The organism is Acinetobacter sp. YH16052, assembly GCF_013417155.1.
In the GTDB taxonomy this organism is placed as follows: Bacteria; Pseudomonadota; Gammaproteobacteria; order Pseudomonadales; family Moraxellaceae; genus Acinetobacter.
Genome location: NZ_VPEO01000002.1, coordinates 143007 through 159287 on the forward strand (window position 1 = coordinate 143007; position 16281 = coordinate 159287).

Sequence of the window (16281 nt, forward strand, 5' to 3'; positions counted from 1 at the left end):
TTGTCCCCAATTCAATCTAACTTACCAATTGGTCCAGTCTATAATTTTATATAGATACAATAACTCATCTAACAATATGGATATCGACAGGATATACTGACCGGTAATTAGTTCGCCATTAGCTCTTATTAAAACTTACTTGTTATGAAAAAGCTATCTTGTTCAGGCCTTGTTCATCCATTTTTTTTGATCATTATCATTATACTGATCTCAATTCCGATGGGTTTCTATGGCATGTATCTCTATATTGCCCCATCTTTGCCTGAAATGTCTACGCTTAAAAAGGCCCCTTTATTAAAGCCTTTACAAGTTTTTAGTTCAGATAATGAATTGATTGCCGAATATGGAGGCAAGCTTTCTGTTCCCGTGAAATATGAACAAATTCCGCCCGAGTTTATTCATGCTTTCCTCGCCGCTGAAGATTCCAGCTTTTTTGAGCATAGCGGGATCAGCTTTAAAAGCTTGGGACGCGCACTCAGTGAGACGGTGACCGGCTCGGATGTACAGACCGGTGGTTCGACCATTACCATGCAAGTGGCAAAAAACTATTACCTTAGCCCTGAACGGACGCTGAAGCGTAAACTGACAGAAATTTTTCTGGCCCGTAAAATTGAGCAAAACTTAACTAAAGAAGAAATTCTGACCTTGTATGTCAATAAAATTTTCTTGGGAAAAAATGCTTACGGCATCGCAGCAGCAGCTAAAATTTACTATAACAAGAGCTTAGAAGAGCTTTCAATTGCACAAATGGCCATGATCTCTGGCCTACCTAAAGCACCTTCTCGATATAATCCGGTCGCCAATCCCAAGCGCGCCCTGGAACGTCGTAACTGGATTCTGGGCCGTATGCTGCAACTGGGCTATTTAAATCAGAGCCAGTATCAGCAAGCCATTGCTGAACCGGTAAATTTAGATATGCCTGATCGGAGTACCCGTAATAAATTCCCGTATGTCGGCGAAATGGTACGTTCTGAACTGGTACAAAACTTTGGTGAACAGGCGGTAGATTCTGGTTATAAAGTCTATACCACCATCCATAGTGAACGTCAGGCCTATGCGGAGCAAGCGGTACAAGAAGGCCTAGAGGCTTATGATCGTCGACATGGCTGGCGTGGTGCTGAAGCACATGATCAACCCCTCGATAAGTTCCGTGCCTATGCCAACACCTATCCTGCGCAAGTAACTCAGGTGGGTAATTCCAGTTTTGAAGCACTCATGCAGGATGGAAGCAGCGTGACTGTTCCCTGGTCAGGTATGTCCTGGGCGCGTCGCTTTCGTAACGTCAACAGTGTAGGTGGTGAACCGAGCAAAGCGTCCGAGATTGTCAAAGTTAAAGATATTGTTCGTTTAAGACCCAATGAAAATAAAACCTCTTGGTCATTGGTGCAGATCCCCAATGTGCAAGGACAATTGATTGCCATCAACCCAAATAATGGTGCGATTGAAGCCATTGTCGGGGGATATAATTTTTATCAGTCGAAATTTAACCGTGCAACCCAAGGCTGGCGTCAACCTGGTTCTACCATTAAGCCTTTTGTTTACGCACTGGCTTTAGAACGTGGCATGACGCCACATACCATGGTCAATGATGCACCCATTACCATTGGCAAATGGACGCCACGTAACTCGGATGGCCGTTATCTGGGCATGATTCCGCTACGTCGTGCACTTTATCTGTCACGAAATACAGTCTCAGTGCGCTTATTACAGGCCGTTGGGATTGAACGTACACGTCAGTTATTTATGGATTTTGGTTTGCAAGACAGTCAGATTCCACGTAACTATACCATTGCATTAGGCACCCCGCAGGTCCTCCCGATTCAGATGGCGACCGGCTATGCCACCTTTGCCAATGGTGGTTACCGAATCCAGCCGCACTTTATTACTCGTATTGAAGATGCTTATGGCAATACCATCTTTGAAGCCAAGCCTGAATATGCCTGTATTTCCTGTATCAACGCAAAAGAAGAAACAACGCAAACCACTGACCCCATTACCGCAGATGACGAAGCAATTGCAATCAACAATACAACTTTAGAGCAAAAACAGGCTGCACCTAAAGTCTCTGCCGAAGACAGCAATTATCGTCAGGCACAGCGTATTTTAAAATCCAGCTCTGCCTATGACATGGCCAACATTTTGCGTGATGTGATTCAGCATGGGACCGGTCGTGCGGCATTAAGAATTGGTCGTAGTGATATCGGCGGGAAGACCGGCACCACCAATGATGCCAAAGATGCCTGGTTTGCAGGTTTCAATGGTAAGTTAGTCACCGTGACCTGGGTAGGCTTTGACCAGCCGACCACCTTAGGTCGCCGTGAATATGGTGGTGTGGCAGCTCTACCGATCTGGACCGATTTTATGGGCAAGGCATTAAAAGGCCAGCCGGAAGCATGGGTACGTTTAGACCGCAATGCCAAGGCACCGGTGAATCGCAACAAGGCGATTCAGGCTGATGAGCAGCAGGATGATCCATCTTCTCCGCCTCTGGCGACAGCGCTTTACCGTCCTGCACCTGTGGTCGTCCCGAAACGCACAGAAACTGACTTTGAAGATTTGCCAGATCAACCGATTCGTTTACCAGATGATGAAAGTTCTGCACCACAAGAACAGCCTCTTCAGCCGAACCGGGTAGATTCTCTGGAAAATCTGATTGAAGAAGTCCAGTAATCTGACTGATATAAAAAAGCCCTCAGTTGAGGGCTTTTTTATATGCATTTTTTATTTTTTCTGAAACAGGTAAATCTGATATTGCGCCAGTAATTCAAACTGATCCTGCTGTTCAAGTGCTAAACGACGTTCAGGTTTGGCCTTATAAGCATATGGCGTCATCGCAATCAGGTTTTTTAAATCAGCCTGTGGCAAAACCATTGGCGCATCAATCACCTGCTCACTAACCAGATTAAATTCATCTTGCAACTGCTCAACAAACTTCTGCGGCTCGTGTGGTTTCACTTCTTCAAATAGAGCTTCACGCATCGAGTATAAATGTTGCGGTGCCGGTGTCACCACCATCAAATAAGATTTTGGTTTTAGAACTCGCAGGATTTCCTGTTTAGGAATTGGACTAAACAAGCTGGTACAGAGATCAATCAACTCATCTAATACTGGTAAAGTCGCTCCGGTTCCTACGACCCAAGTCACCTCTTTATTCCGTTTGGCTGCGACCTGAACCGCATTCTTGGCAATATCGACCCCCACACATTGCAGCACTTCGGCCTGCATGGCATCGGTATAGTAGCCTTCGCCACAGCCAATATCTAAAAGGTTTTCAATCCGCAACTCGCGAATCTTTTCTACAACAGCCTGTTGCAAAGGCGCATAATGACCTGCACTGAGAAATGCGCGACGTGCCTGCACAGACTCAGGCGTATCTCCCGGGTTTTTGCTGTGCTTGTGCTGAACCACATGCAGGTTCACATAGCCCTGTTTGGCGACATCGTAACTATGATGATTCTCACAGCGCCATGTTCTTTCATTTAAGCTCAACTGCTGGCGACAGACTGGGCACATGAGTAAATTCATCATTTTCTCCAAAACAAAAAAGCCGGCATGCGCCGACTTTTTCCAATGCATTTCTTAGCGCAATTTTAAGGTCATTAGACCCAAAACTACCAGCATAATCGTAATAATCCAGAAACGGATCACCACCTGGGTTTCACGCCAGCCTTTCTTTTCATAGTGATGATGCAGCGGCGCCATCAGAAATACACGTTTATTGCGCATTCTTAATGAACCGATTTGCAAGAACACTGAAACCGCTTCCACCACAAAGACACCGGCCATAATCGCAAATACGATTTCCTGACGAACCATGACGGCAATCGTACCGAGCATCGCACCGAGAGATAAAGCACCGACATCACCCATAAATACTTGAGCCGGATGGGCATTGTACCAAAGGAAAGCCAGACCCGCCCCGATCATAGCCGCACAGACCACCACCAGTTCAGACGAATATTTTACATAAGGAATATGCAGATAATTGGCAAAGCGCACGTCACCGGCCAAATAGGCAAATACGCCCAAACCTGTAGCAACCAGCACGATTGGCATGATTGCCAGACCATCCAGACCATCAGTCAAGTTCACGGCATTGGAGGCACCGTTAATCACGAAATAGGTAAAGATAATAAAACCAATGCCCAATGGGATCATCGATAATGGAATGCTTAGGTCTTTAAAGAATGGAATCAGCAGATCCAGCATATTCGCGGTATGCACCGGATTGGTCTGTTGCTGCGCAATCACATACAAGGCAATACCAGCACCCAAAGAACCGACTGAAGTCCAGAAGAATTTTTTCTTCGCAGGCAAACCGGCATTGTCTTTATAACGGATTTTAATCCAGTCATCGGCCCAGCCTACCGCACCGAAAATCACCATCACACCCAGCACAATCCAGACATAAGGATTGGAAAGATCCGCCCAGAGTAAAGTTGAGATACCAATCGAAAGCAGGATCAGCACCCCGCCCATGGTTGGTGTACCCATTTTCTTGGCATGGTTTTCAGGAGCATACGAGCTGACTGCCTGACCATATTTCAGCGCCTGCAGCTTGCGAATCATCACAGGACCAAGCACCAGACCGATGGTCAATGCCGTCAAGACACTGAGCAAAGCACGTAAAGTTAAATAACGAACCACCTGAAACGTGCTGTCAAAGCCCGCCAGAAGGTCAAATAGCCATAACAGCATTTAGAGTTTCTCCATCAATGCAGCCATCAATGTTTCCATATGGGTAAAACGCGACCCCTTAAACAGGAAAGACATTGGCTGGGGATGATGTGTTTCAATCAAATCAATTAAAAATGGCAAGGCCTGCTCCTGATTCAGGAAAGCCTGCATTTTTTTACCATATTGTGTACTACGAGCACCTTCTTGTGCGGCAGGCGCAAATTCACCCACAGCCACCACAAAATTAATGCCTTTGACCGAGACCAGATCCCGACCGAGCTTGTAATGCTCGATTGCGGCAGATGAACCCAGTTCACCGATATCGCCGGTGACCATGACCCGGATGCCCTGCTGCTGCGCCAACACTTCTGCTGCTGCACGCATCGAACCCGGATTGGCATTGTAGGTGTCATCAATAAATAAATAGTCTTTATGCGGAATAAAATTCAGACGACCTTTGGCACCGACTGCCTGTTCCAGGCCAGCCACGATATCATCCAGACCAATACCGATCGCTAGGGCGAAAGCTGCTGCTGCAGTCGCATTTTCAACATTATGCTCGCCGGCAAAAGGCAACTGAACTGTTTTCGAGCCTTGCGCTGTATTCAGGGTAAAGCTTGAAGATTGAGCATCAAGGACTACATCGCTGGCATAGACTTCACCACCAGCACCAAAACTCAAGCTTTTTTCAGTTTTTACTGCGGCACGAATAGTTTCAGCAAAATCATTGGCAGCAGGAATAATCGAAGTTTCAGAGATATGTGCATAAATCTCGGATTTTGCACGGCAAATTCCGTCACGGCCACCAAATTCACCTAAATGTGCAGTCCCGATATTAATGATCCCGGCCACATGCGGCTGTACCATTTTCGAGGTGTAATCAATTTCACCCTGATGACTTGCACCGAGTTCCATCACCGCATATTGATGTTCAGGACGCAGCTCCAGCAACATTACCGGCACGCCGAGGTCATTATTCAAATTACCACGCGTAACCAAGGTCGGTGCCAGACGCGACAGCATGCTTCCCAGCATTTCTTTAGTCGTGGTCTTGCCACTACTGCCGGTCAAGGCAATGACTTTGAGTTGAGGATTCTGCTGACGGCGATAAGCACCTAACTGTCCCAATGCCAAACGGGTATCTTCCACCACCAACTGGCAAATATCAGCATCCACCGGACGGCTGACAATGGCAATTTCACAACCTTGAGCGGCCACCTGAGCAATAAAGTCGTGCGCGTCAAAACGCTCACCTTTCAGCGCAAGAAAAGCATCACCTGATTCTGCATCACGTGAATCAGTCAAAATCCGCTTGATCTGGCCTGCAGGCTTTTTATCATTCAACCAGTAGCCTTGAGTAGCCTGTTGTAATTGTTCTATGCTCCACGGCTCCAGCGCCGCAGTACTTGTTGTTGATGTATGCATATCTGAATCCTAATGCGCTGAATAGGCTGAATCTGTTTTGCAATGCTGGGCATCAATCGCAGCTTGCACTTCGACCACGTCATCAAACCAGTGACGCACACCATCAATTTCCTGATAATTTTCGTGCCCTTTTCCTGCAATCACCACAATATCACCCGCCTGTGCGTGTTTAACCGCAAACTTGATCGCTTCACGACGGTCATGAATTTCATGATAGGTTTTGCCGGAAAAATCGATGCCATTTTTCATATCAGCAAAAATTTGTGCCGGATCTTCGGTCCGTGGATTATCAGAAGTGAGTACTGCGATATCTGAACCGTCTAAAGCAGCCTGAGTCATCAGTGGACGTTTACCACGGTCACGATCACCGCCACAGCCGAAAACAGTCCAGAGATTTTGTGAAACATGACGTTTCAAGGTCACCAAAACCTGGGTCAAAGCATCCGGGGTATGCGCATAATCCACCACAAACAGGCGCTCACCATCACGTAGCACCTGCATGCGACCTGGCGCACCTTTAAGCTGTGGTACAGTTGCAATCAAATTGTTCAGGTCAAAACCAGCCTGCTCCGCCATGATCAGACTGGCGACCAGATTTTCAATATTGAAATGACCCAGTAATGGACTGTTAACCACATATTCAGCAGAAGCAGTTTCTAGTTTAAAGTTCGCACCTGAAATGCTGTACTGAATATCCTGAACCTGATAATCCGCTTTTTGCTTGGTGGAATAAGTCAAAATTTTAGGCTGTGCCGGATTATTTTTCGCAGCATCCAGCATGATCTGTGCATGCTCATCATCGATATTGATGACAGCGACTTTTAAAGATTCAAACCGGAATAAATCCGATTTCGCTTCCGCATAAGCTTGCAGCGTTCCGTGATAATCCAGATGATCACGACTCAAATTGCTGTAACCCGCAATCTCGATATCACAACCATTCAAGCGACCTTGTTCCAGACCATGTGAGCTGGCTTCAATCGAGGCAAATTCCGCACCAGCCTGCGCATAGCCATGCAAGGCATTTTGCAGTTGCAAGGCATCCAGAGTGGTGTGCGAAGATGCTTCCAGATTTGGTAAAATCCCGTTACCTGTGGTACCCATCACTGCACAGGCTTTACCTTGCAGCATGATGAATTCAGCCACCAAGCGAGAAATCGTGGTTTTACCATTGGTGCCGGTAACTGCCAGAATTCGAGCAGCTTGAACAGGTTGAGTCGCTTGCAAATACTGCTTTTGCCATTGTCCCATCAGATGACGTACATCTGCTACCACCAAATTTGGAGATACATCCAGTTCAGTTTCTGAAATCACAGCCAATGCACCCTGATCCAAAGCTTTCTGGTCAAATTGAGCAGTTTTTTCCGGTTGTGACAGACTGGTCAGGGCAATAAAAATTTGTCCCAGTTTAACTTTACGACTATCCAGCTCGAAGCCCTGAAAGGATTGCTTCATCCAGTCAGCGACATCGTGAGGGGTGTAGAGATCTTGAAATGTAATAGACATTGATCACCTATTTACTGGACTTTGGGAGGTTCTAAAGGTTTGTCCAGAGGGACATTCAGCAGACGCAAGGATTCCTGCATCACACGGGCAAAGACCGGTGCAGATACCGTACCGCCATAGTAGGTGCCTTGTGGATTTTCTACCACCACCACCATGGCGATCCGTGGATCACTGACTGGTGCCACGCCGGCAAATAATGCACGGTATTCATTGGTCGAATAACCTTTACGGTCGGCACGCAATTTATGTGCAGTACCGGTTTTACCGGCTACGCGATAACCTGGGATGGTAGCGCGAGTCGCCGTACCACCTGGTAAGGTTGCAGTTTCCATCATCAGCAAGACCTGATCGGCAATCTTGGCATCAATCATCTGCTCACCCTGTGGCTGTTCTTCCAGCTTGTACAGGCTTAACGGTATTTTCACGCCTTTATTGGCCAGCATGGCATAGGCATCGGCCAGCTGTAGCACCGTTGCGTTCAGACCATAACCATAGGACATAGTCGCGACTTCAGATACATTCCATTTGCTCGGCGGCAGGATCAGACCAGCACTTTCACCTGGAAATTTCACCGCTGAACGCTGCCCAAAACCCAGACGCTTATAGAAGGTCGGCAAGGTTTCATAAGGCAGCGACAAGGCCAGTTTGGCCACACCGACGTTAGAGGATTTCTGGATGATGCCACCCAGCGTTAATTGGCCATAATTATGCGTATCGCGAATGGTGTGATTTCCGACCCGCATACTGCCCGGTGTGGTATTCACCACTGAATTCGCCGTATATTTACCACTTTCCAAGGCCATCGCGACTGTCAGCGGCTTCATGGTCGAACCCGGCTCGAAAGAATCGACTGCACCGCGGTTACGCATGGCATCCTTGTTGAGCAGGCTGTTTTTATCATTCGGGTTATAGGATGGCCATGATGACAGCGCCAGAATTTCACCGGTTTTGACATCGACTGCAATCGCAGTCGCTGAACGGGCATTATTGGCCACACCCGCAGCCGTCAGCTCACGGTACATAATATATTGCAGACGTGAGTCAATACTCAGGGTGATGTTTTCGCCCGGTTCAACTTCTTTAATCACTTCAGGTTCTTTGACCCGGTTGCCTTTTTTATCGCGAATGATCTGCTGTTCGCCATCCTTTCCGGAAAGACGGCTATTCAGCTGCATTTCCAGACCTTCAATGCCGCTGCCTTCGCTATTGGTCAGGCCAATAATCTGAGAGTTCGGCTGTGGCTGCGGATAATAGCGCTTATAGTTTTTCTCGGTATATACGCCCTGAAAATTACGCTTCATGATCAGTTCGGCCTGTTGTGGCGGAACTTCTTTTTTCAGGATCAGATAACGTGAACGCGGACGTTCTTGCATTTTTTTGCGCAATTCTGCCCGATCCATACCGACTGCATCCGCCAGCTCATCCAGATTCAGGTTTTTATCCGGTAACTGACGTTTCAGTTTACGGCTATTCGGCTCTTTTTCCAGCGCCAGCATGGTTTCATCATAGAGTTTTTTATTGTCAAAATAATCACGTGGATCAATCACAATTTTCATGATTGGGGTACTAATCGCCAATGGAATGCCATTACGATCATAAATTACGCCACGCATCGCCTTGATAGTATTGGTTCTTAAAATATTGGCATTGGCTTTATTTTGCAAAAAATCTTTATTAATAATCTGTACATAGAAAGCACGGCAAATCAGTGTCACAAAACACAGCAGCACCACCGCCCACATGATGTAAAAACGATTGATATAAACATTTGAGGCATTTTTGTCGGTGACCGATTGTTTTTTACGTACCGGTTGCTTCTTTCTCTTGTCTACCATGTCGGAACGCTAGCCTTATTTTTTCTCATCTGAAGTTTGTGGTAAGGAAATCACGACACTTTGTGAAACCGGAGGTGAATACATACGCAGCTGTGTCACTGCACGCGTACCGATCTGTGCCGTCGCGCCGAAAGTTTGCTGCTCAATCAGCAAACGCCCCCACTCTGCATTCAGGTCATCCCTTTCACGCAGATAGGTACTCAGCTTTCTGTTGTCCTGACGGTATTCAAATACCTGAAATACCACAAATACTGCACTGATGAAGACCATCAGTATCAGCATGAGATAGATTGTAACTTTTTTCAGCCACAATTTTTCTGTTTTTTTATCAACCACTTCCGTTTTCATGATCTGCCTATTAAGCTAAACGTTCTGCTACCCGCAGCCATGCGCTACGTGAACGAGGATTGGCTTTGACCTCCTCATCACTGGCTTTAACACGAGAAACTTTCTTTAAACGTCGCGTATCTTTCTGTTGTTGTGGCATTCCCCAGCCTGAATCCTCTTCAAGCGTTGACTCTTTTTGAATAAATTGTTTAATCAAACGGTCTTCCAGTGAATGGAAGCTAATTACCGCCAAACGTGCTTCAGGTTTCAAGATTTCAACGGCCTGAGGCAAGAAGATTTCAATATCTTCTAATTCCTTATTAATAGCAATACGAATCGCCTGGAAAGTACGGGTCGCAGCATGCTTATTTTTTTCCCATTTCGGGTGTGCTACTTTTACAATCTCAGCCAGCTTTGCCGTGGTATCAATATATCCGGCAGCCTTAATTGCCTTGGCAATACGGCGACTATAACGCTCTTCACCATATTTAAAAATGATATTCGCCAGCGCTTCTTCTTCAATCTGGGTCAGCCATTCTGCTGCGGTCGGACCTTGCGAGTTGTCCATACGCATATCCAGCGGGCCATCTTTCATAAAACTGAAACCACGTTCAGCTTGATCCAACTGCGGTGAAGAAACACCAAGATCCGCCATCACCCCATCGACGTGTTCAATGCCCACTTCAGCCAATGCATCTTTCAGATCAGCAAAGCTAGCATGAATAATTTTAAAACGTGAATCTTCTTGTTCGAGTTCAGCCGCTACAGCCAGTGCTTGCGGATCTTTATCAAAGGCATAGACACGTGCATTTTCATCTAATTTGGACAGCAATAAACGCGTATGTCCACCACGACCAAAGGTTCCATCCACATAAGTTCCCGTATTGCGACCCGCCAACAAGGCATCAATCGTTTCGTGAAGTAATACAGAAATATGTGACATAAAAACTCAATCAATAGGGGGAAAAATTTAACTGCACATTATCACCCTGTTTAGGCAAAGCTCCAAACGACTTTTTGTAGATAAATATTACTTTCCATAGAGAAAACCGTTTTAGCATTTTTCTCATACAAAAAAGCCTCCGGTTTCGGAGGCTTTTTTCAATCCAGATGACTTCGCAGATCAATTAACGTTTGCTGTTATAAATCTGGTCGAAAATTGCACCATTCACAAAATGGGTTTTCTGTGCATTGGCCCAGCCACCAAAGACTTCATCAATGGTAAAGGTTTTGATTTTCGGGAACTGTGCCGAATATTTCGCTAATACTTTTTCATTACGTGGACGATAGAAATGTTTAGCTGCCATTTCCTGACCCAAGGGTGAATACAGGTAATTGATATAACCTGTTGCTAACCATTTATTGCCATTTTTCTCCACGGTACGATCCACAATCGCCACTGACGGTTCAGTCAAAATCGTAATTGATGGATAAACGATATCAAACTTGTTTTTACCTAAGGTTTTTTGCGTTACTAAAGCTTCATTTTCCCAAGTCAGCAATACATCGCCAATCCCACGCTCAGCAAAGGTGGTCATTGAAGCACGTGCAGCAGAATCCATCACTTTCACGTTCTTATAAAGCTTGCCGACAAATTCCTGTGCTTTGGCTTTATTACCACCTGGCTGTTTCTCGGCATAACCCCATGCAGACAGATACACCCAACGCGGCAAACCACCCGTTTTCGGGTTCGGCGTAATAATTTGCACGCCTGGTTTAGTTAAGTCATTCCAGTCCTTGATGCCTTTCGGATTGCCTTTACGTACCATGAATACGATCGTCGAGGTATAAGGTGCGGAGTTGTGTGGGAATTCCTTTTGCCAGCCCGGCTGAATCTGACCAGATTTCACAATTTCTTCGATGTCATTGGCCAGCGCCAAAGTCACCACATCACCTTTCAGACCATCGACCACAGAACGTGCCTGTTTGCCCGAACCGCCATGTGACTGCTTGAAATTCACATCCAGACCGGTGCGGTTTTTCCAGTAAGCGCCAAATGATTTGTTAAATTCATCATAGAACTCACGCGTGGCATCATAGGATACATTCAGAAACTGACGGTCTGCTGCTTGTGAAGCAGTCGCGGTCATGCCTAAACCAGTCGCCAATAAGGCAGCACTAAATAACGATTTTAATTGAATTTTCATGGCAGCACAGAGTTTACCTTCATTAGATATAACTATATGAAATAAAATCATTTATCGCAATTCACCCTACAACATCACAACACGATAAAATAAAAGGTTTTTCTGTATTAATATTTTGTTTTTAAAAGGAAAATACTATTTATTATTCTACTTATATCTAATATATAGAGTTTTATGCATTAGATATAAAAAAAATGGATAACACTTTAGCCATTTTCTTTATTGTATTTAGACTACCGCTCACTTATCTTTTTTCATTGTAAATCTGGTCATAAATCGCCCCATTCACAAAATGCGTTTTTTGCGCTTTGGCCCAACCACCAAAGACTTTATAAATGGTGAAGGTCTGGATTTTAGGGAACTGAGCCGAATATTTGGTAGCGACTTTGGCATCCCGCGGGCGGAAGAAATATTTCGCAGCAAGCTCCTGCCCTTTTGGTGAATATAAATAGTTTAAATAGCCTTTTGCCAGATGGGTAGTGCCATTTTTATTCACGTTCTTATCGACAATGGCTACCGATGGTTCGGCCAGAATTGAAATCGATGGATAGACAATATCGTACTTGTCTTTACCCAGACCTTGCGTCGCCAGCAAGGCTTCATTTTCCCAGGATAAAAGCACATCACCAATGCCGCGCTCGGCAAACGTCGTCAGTGAACCACGGGCACCGGAATCTAAAACTTTGACATTTTGATAAAGTTTTTTCACCAACTCTTTGGCTTTCGCATCATTCCCGCCAGGCTGTTTCAGCGCATAACCCCAAGCAGACAGGTAGATCCAACGCGGTGCGCCACCGGTTTTTGGGTTTGGGGTAATAATGTCCACACCCGCTTTGGTCAGATCATTCCAGTCTTTGATTTGCTTTGGATTCCCTTTACGCACCAAGAATACAATCGTAGACGTATAAGGTGCCGAATTACTCGGAAACTCTTTTTGCCAGTCTTTCTCGATTAAACCTGCATTGACGATTTCTTCGATATCATTGGCCAAGGCCAAGGTTACGACATCGGCCTGCAAACCATCGACCACCGAACGTGCCTGCTTGCCTGAACCGCCATGCGACTGTTTAAAATTAACCGTTTGTCCGGTTTTCTGCTTCCAGAACTTGCCAAATTCTTCATTATATTCCGGATAAAATTCACGGGTCGGGTCATAAGAGACATTCAGGAAATGTTTGGCAATAGAATTCTGTACTGCTGTTCCCACTAAAATTGTCAAGATTGCGGATGCTATTATTTTTTTCATCTGATGTAACTCATTGTTTATATGACCCGCACTATACAAATCAAAAATAAACATAACAATCATACATTTATAACAATATCTACAATCTATTGCTGATTTTGAGATATCTTCTAACAATTAAATCCGGATACATATTCTGCCAGAAAAGTAATCTTCTGCTACAATATAAGACAGTTCTTCACGTTCTCTTCACAGTTGTCTGTTAAAAATAGGCCACCAAAACAGGAAATTACGATTTTTGGTAATTTTCCACAGAGTTATATTATTTCTTTTGTAAAAAATGTGACTTGGTTCTACTTCTTTATGATCAACTGTGATTAAATTGTAGGCAGAGTATTAAAAAAACATTTTTAACAAAATAAAACCAACCCGAAGTAAGGAGGAAGTTTGGATATGAAATTTACATTATTCACAGCCAGCATCCTAAGCCTGATTATGTTGTTCTCGATTCAACTCGGTCATGCCGTCGTTGTGAAGACAGATTTGCCGAAGCCTACAGTAAGCACTGTTGAAAGCAAGACTTCGCCGATTGAAAAAGCGATTCAGCAACAAAAAACTGAAAAAACACTTCAAACAGAAGATAATCTAAAAGTCTTGACTGCATTTAAAGTCGCACCTTCGCAAAATTTCTTTGCAGAACAGAATTACCGCTTCACCCGCTTTGTACAAAGTATTTTTTCGAGCGATCATTCTTAAGCAGTACCAAAACACAACAGCGCTGAATATTTCCGGATTTAAAAGCCACATCACTCAATGTTGAATAAAGCATTAAGTGATGTGGCTTTTTCGCTATAATAGCTGCAATTTTATATCTAAGATTAGATCCGGCTATGACTGTTCGTACTCGTATTGCACCTTCTCCTACTGGTTTTCCGCATGTAGGTACTGCCTATATCGCCTTGTTTAACTTATGTTTTGCTAAACAGCATGGCGGTGAATTCATTCTTCGTATTGAAGATACTGATCAACTGCGCTCAACGCCTGAATCTGAAAAAATGATCCTGGATTCATTGCGCTGGTTGGGTCTGAACTGGTCTGAAGGTCCTGATGTCGGTGGCCCGCATGCGCCGTATCGCCAGTCAGAACGTATGGATATCTATAAAAATTATGCCTTGGAACTGGTAGAGAAAGGTCATGCTTTCTACTGTTTCGCAACTGCTGAAGAACTGGATCAAATGCGTGCAGAACAGCAGGCACGTGGTGAGTCGCCACGTTATGACGGTCGCGGTCTGAATCTCACTCAAGAAGAAGTTGAGCGCCGTTTGGCCGCTGGTGAACCACACGTCATCCGTATGAAAGTACCAACCGAAGGCGTATGTAAATTCAATGACATGCTACGTGGCGAAGTGGAAATTCCATGGGCGCAAGTAGACATGCAAATCCTGCTAAAAACCGATGGCCTCCCAACCTACCATTTAGCAAACGTAGTAGATGATCATTTGATGCAAATCACCCACGTAATTCGTGGTGAAGAATGGATTCCATCTGCGCCGAAACATCAGTTACTGTATCAATATTTCGGTTGGGACATGCCGGTACTATGCCACATGCCACTGCTGCGTAACCCGGATAAATCTAAGCTGTCTAAACGTAAAAACCCGACCTCAATTAACTATTACAGAGACATCGGTGTACTGCCTGAAGCCTTGTTGAACTACTTGGGTCGTATGGGCTGGTCAATGCCAGATGAAAGTGAAAAATTCACTTTGGCTGAAATGATTGAGCATTTTGATATCAAACGTGTATCCCTCGGTGGTCCGATCTTTGATGTTGAGAAATTGAACTGGTTAAATGGTCAATGGATCAAGGCACTCAGCCCGGCTGAACTTCTAGACACCTTATTGGCCTGGAAAGCAGATCGTGCCAAATTAGAAGAAATTGCAGCTGCGATTCAACCGCGTATTAACCTGCTGTCTGAAGCTGTGAACTGGTCTGCACATTATTTCAACCATTTCCCGACCCTGTCTAAAGAACAGTTTGAAAGCAAGAAACTGTCGGATGAACAGGTACGTCAAAGTCTTCAATTCGCAATTTGGCGTTTAGAAAGCCTGTTTACTTGGAATAACGACACGGTGAGCCAGACCTTGATGGACTTGGCGACACAGATGGAAATCAAGTTACGTGATTTCATGCCTGCGTTCTTTATTGCGATCGCCGGTTCGACTGCGTCTACACCCGTGATGCAAACGATGGTGACCATTGGTCCTGATTTAACCTTTGCACGTTTACGTCATGCGCTGGAAATTGTCGGTGGTCCAAGCAAAAAAGAGCTGAAAGTCTGGGAAAAACTCAATGAAAGCTTAAAGTTGCCGAAAAATGAAGCAGTTGATTAAGCTTAATTAATTTTTGTGTTGACGTGTGAGCGCGATATCCCTAATATAGCGCTCACACAGACTGGGGTCATAGCTCAGTTGGTAGAGCGCTACAATGGCATTGTAGAGGTCAGGAGTTCGATCCTCCTTGACTCCACCAAATCAAGTCTTGCTTTAGCTGTGTTATTTGCCTCAATTGTCCCTATCGTCTAGAGGCCTAGGACATCGCCCTTTCACGGCGGTAACCGGGGTTCGAATCCCCGTAGGGACGCCATATTCAAGATGACCATAATATATTATGGTCATCTTATAAAAAACCCAAGCATTGCGACTTGGGTTTTTTATTGCCTGTATATTTTATGTTGGGCAATATTTCGGTTTCTTCGCATCTTCCGATAAAATAATCAGTAATTTAGAATTTTGGAGTTGTAATGCAATATCGTTGCCCTAAGTGTCAAAGCCCGAAAATCATGCCAGTGGCCCAGCCAGGTCAAGCAGCTCCACGTCCAGTGGTTCCTAAAAGCTTAATGTTTCTGGTTCCTGCCCTGTTCCTGTTGCTATTGCTGGTGATTATTAGCATCGCGATGTGGATTTTTGGCGATGGTGCAGGTACCACTTTACAGACTGCGACTGTGATCGTCTTTATTCTTTCTTTGATCGCAGGCTTTATGTTCTATAAGGACTTACCTGATTTTAAAATTTCAATGCAGGCATTCATGCAAACACAAAAGAAATGGAAATGCCGTGAATGTAATCATGAGTGGGAAATCTAATTTACCCTCCACCATATAATAAACATAAAAAAA

At 44.9% G+C, this 16281-nt stretch carries 13 protein-coding genes and 2 tRNA genes; 6 read left to right on the top strand and 9 right to left on the bottom strand.

The annotated features are described in order from the left end of the window. Window positions 1-144: 144 nt before the first annotated feature. Entirely contained in the window at window positions 145-2670 is a 2526-nt protein-coding gene (gene ponA / locus FTV42_RS02140) for a penicillin-binding protein PBP1a (protein WP_180037254.1), read from the top strand. Window positions 2671-2721: 51 nt separating this feature from the next. Here the strand turns inward: ponA and FTV42_RS02145 are convergent, their stop codons facing one another. The 9 genes from FTV42_RS02145 to FTV42_RS02185 form a co-directional block, all read right to left on the bottom strand. After that, the gene (locus tag FTV42_RS02145; protein ID WP_180037255.1) at window positions 2722-3525 is read right to left on the bottom strand and encodes a putative RNA methyltransferase; all 804 of its coding nucleotides are present in this window, start codon (window positions 3523-3525) and stop codon (window positions 2722-2724) included. Window positions 3526-3579: 54 nt separating this feature from the next. Next, window positions 3580-4698: a phospho-N-acetylmuramoyl-pentapeptide-transferase gene (mraY, locus tag FTV42_RS02150; protein ID WP_180037256.1), complete on the bottom strand. Its 1119-nt coding sequence runs from the start codon at window positions 4696-4698 to the stop codon at window positions 3580-3582. Then, window positions 4699-6102 (bottom strand): UDP-N-acetylmuramoyl-tripeptide--D-alanyl-D-alanine ligase, encoded by a 1404-nt coding sequence (gene murF / locus FTV42_RS02155; RefSeq protein WP_180037257.1) that lies wholly within the window; start codon window positions 6100-6102, stop codon window positions 4699-4701. Between the two features lie 9 nt (window positions 6103-6111). Further along, a complete protein-coding gene (locus tag FTV42_RS02160; protein WP_180037258.1) occupies window positions 6112-7608 on the bottom strand; it encodes a UDP-N-acetylmuramoyl-L-alanyl-D-glutamate--2,6-diaminopimelate ligase in 1497 nt (498 codons plus the stop codon). An 11-nt stretch (window positions 7609-7619) separates the two neighbouring features. Further along, complete coding sequence (gene ftsI, locus FTV42_RS02165) at window positions 7620-9443, bottom strand: penicillin-binding protein PBP3 (RefSeq protein ID WP_180037259.1); 1824 nt, start codon at window positions 9441-9443, stop codon at window positions 7620-7622. A gap of 15 nt (window positions 9444-9458) precedes the next feature. Next, window positions 9459-9725, bottom strand: a complete 267-nt coding sequence (gene ftsL, locus FTV42_RS02170) for a cell division protein FtsL (RefSeq protein ID WP_370940785.1) — start codon at window positions 9723-9725, stop codon at window positions 9459-9461. Between the two features lie 76 nt (window positions 9726-9801). Beyond that, window positions 9802-10713 (bottom strand): 16S rRNA (cytosine(1402)-N(4))-methyltransferase RsmH, encoded by a 912-nt coding sequence (gene rsmH / locus FTV42_RS02175; protein WP_180037260.1) that lies wholly within the window; start codon window positions 10711-10713, stop codon window positions 9802-9804. A gap of 184 nt (window positions 10714-10897) precedes the next feature. Next, entirely contained in the window at window positions 10898-11917 is a 1020-nt protein-coding gene (locus FTV42_RS02180; RefSeq protein ID WP_005248379.1) for a sulfate ABC transporter substrate-binding protein, read from the bottom strand. A gap of 244 nt (window positions 11918-12161) precedes the next feature. Continuing rightward, window positions 12162-13163, bottom strand: coding sequence for a sulfate ABC transporter substrate-binding protein (locus tag FTV42_RS02185; RefSeq protein ID WP_180037261.1), 1002 nt, complete (start codon window positions 13161-13163; stop codon window positions 12162-12164). Window positions 13164-13556: 393 nt separating this feature from the next. Between FTV42_RS02185 and FTV42_RS02190 the strand changes: the two genes are divergently transcribed. From FTV42_RS02190 to FTV42_RS02210, 5 genes are all read left to right on the top strand, one after another. Beyond that, window positions 13557-13859, top strand: a complete 303-nt coding sequence (locus tag FTV42_RS02190) for a hypothetical protein (RefSeq protein ID WP_180037262.1) — start codon at window positions 13557-13559, stop codon at window positions 13857-13859. 134 nt (window positions 13860-13993) lie between these two features. Further along, window positions 13994-15496: a glutamate--tRNA ligase gene (gltX, locus tag FTV42_RS02195; protein ID WP_180037263.1), complete on the top strand. Its 1503-nt coding sequence runs from the start codon at window positions 13994-13996 to the stop codon at window positions 15494-15496. Window positions 15497-15559: 63 nt separating this feature from the next. After that, window positions 15560-15635, top strand: a tRNA-Ala gene (locus tag FTV42_RS02200). Window positions 15636-15673: 38 nt separating this feature from the next. Next, window positions 15674-15749, top strand: a tRNA-Glu gene (locus FTV42_RS02205). A 157-nt stretch (window positions 15750-15906) separates the two neighbouring features. After that, complete coding sequence (locus tag FTV42_RS02210; RefSeq protein ID WP_004281123.1) at window positions 15907-16248, top strand: membrane protein; 342 nt, start codon at window positions 15907-15909, stop codon at window positions 16246-16248. Window positions 16249-16281 lie beyond the last annotated feature (33 nt).

What these genes read in the sequence shown, in the direction of transcription:
- ponA (WP_180037254.1), top strand. Translation starts at nt 145, where the DNA reads ATGAAAAAGCTATCTTGTTCAGGCCTTGTTCATCCATTTTTTTTGATC.
- FTV42_RS02145 (WP_180037255.1), bottom strand. Translation starts at nt 3,525, where the DNA reads ATGAATTTACTCATGTGCCCAGTCTGTCGCCAGCAGTTGAGCTTAAAT.
- mraY (WP_180037256.1), bottom strand. Translation starts at nt 4,698, where the DNA reads ATGCTGTTATGGCTATTTGACCTTCTGGCGGGCTTTGACAGCACGTTT.
- murF (WP_180037257.1), bottom strand. Translation starts at nt 6,102, where the DNA reads ATGCATACATCAACAACAAGTACTGCGGCGCTGGAGCCGTGGAGCATA.
- FTV42_RS02160 (WP_180037258.1), bottom strand. Translation starts at nt 7,608, where the DNA reads ATGTCTATTACATTTCAAGATCTCTACACCCCTCACGATGTCGCTGAC.
- ftsI (WP_180037259.1), bottom strand. Translation starts at nt 9,443, where the DNA reads ATGGTAGACAAGAGAAAGAAGCAACCGGTACGTAAAAAACAATCGGTC.
- ftsL (WP_370940785.1), bottom strand. Translation starts at nt 9,725, where the DNA reads ATGCTGATACTGATGGTCTTCATCAGTGCAGTATTTGTGGTATTTCAG.
- rsmH (WP_180037260.1), bottom strand. Translation starts at nt 10,713, where the DNA reads ATGTCACATATTTCTGTATTACTTCACGAAACGATTGATGCCTTGTTG.
- FTV42_RS02180 (WP_005248379.1), bottom strand. Translation starts at nt 11,917, where the DNA reads ATGAAAATTCAATTAAAATCGTTATTTAGTGCTGCCTTATTGGCGACT.
- FTV42_RS02185 (WP_180037261.1), bottom strand. Translation starts at nt 13,163, where the DNA reads ATGAAAAAAATAATAGCATCCGCAATCTTGACAATTTTAGTGGGAACA.
- FTV42_RS02190 (WP_180037262.1), top strand. Translation starts at nt 13,557, where the DNA reads ATGAAATTTACATTATTCACAGCCAGCATCCTAAGCCTGATTATGTTG.
- gltX (WP_180037263.1), top strand. Translation starts at nt 13,994, where the DNA reads ATGACTGTTCGTACTCGTATTGCACCTTCTCCTACTGGTTTTCCGCAT.
- FTV42_RS02210 (WP_004281123.1), top strand. Translation starts at nt 15,907, where the DNA reads ATGCAATATCGTTGCCCTAAGTGTCAAAGCCCGAAAATCATGCCAGTG.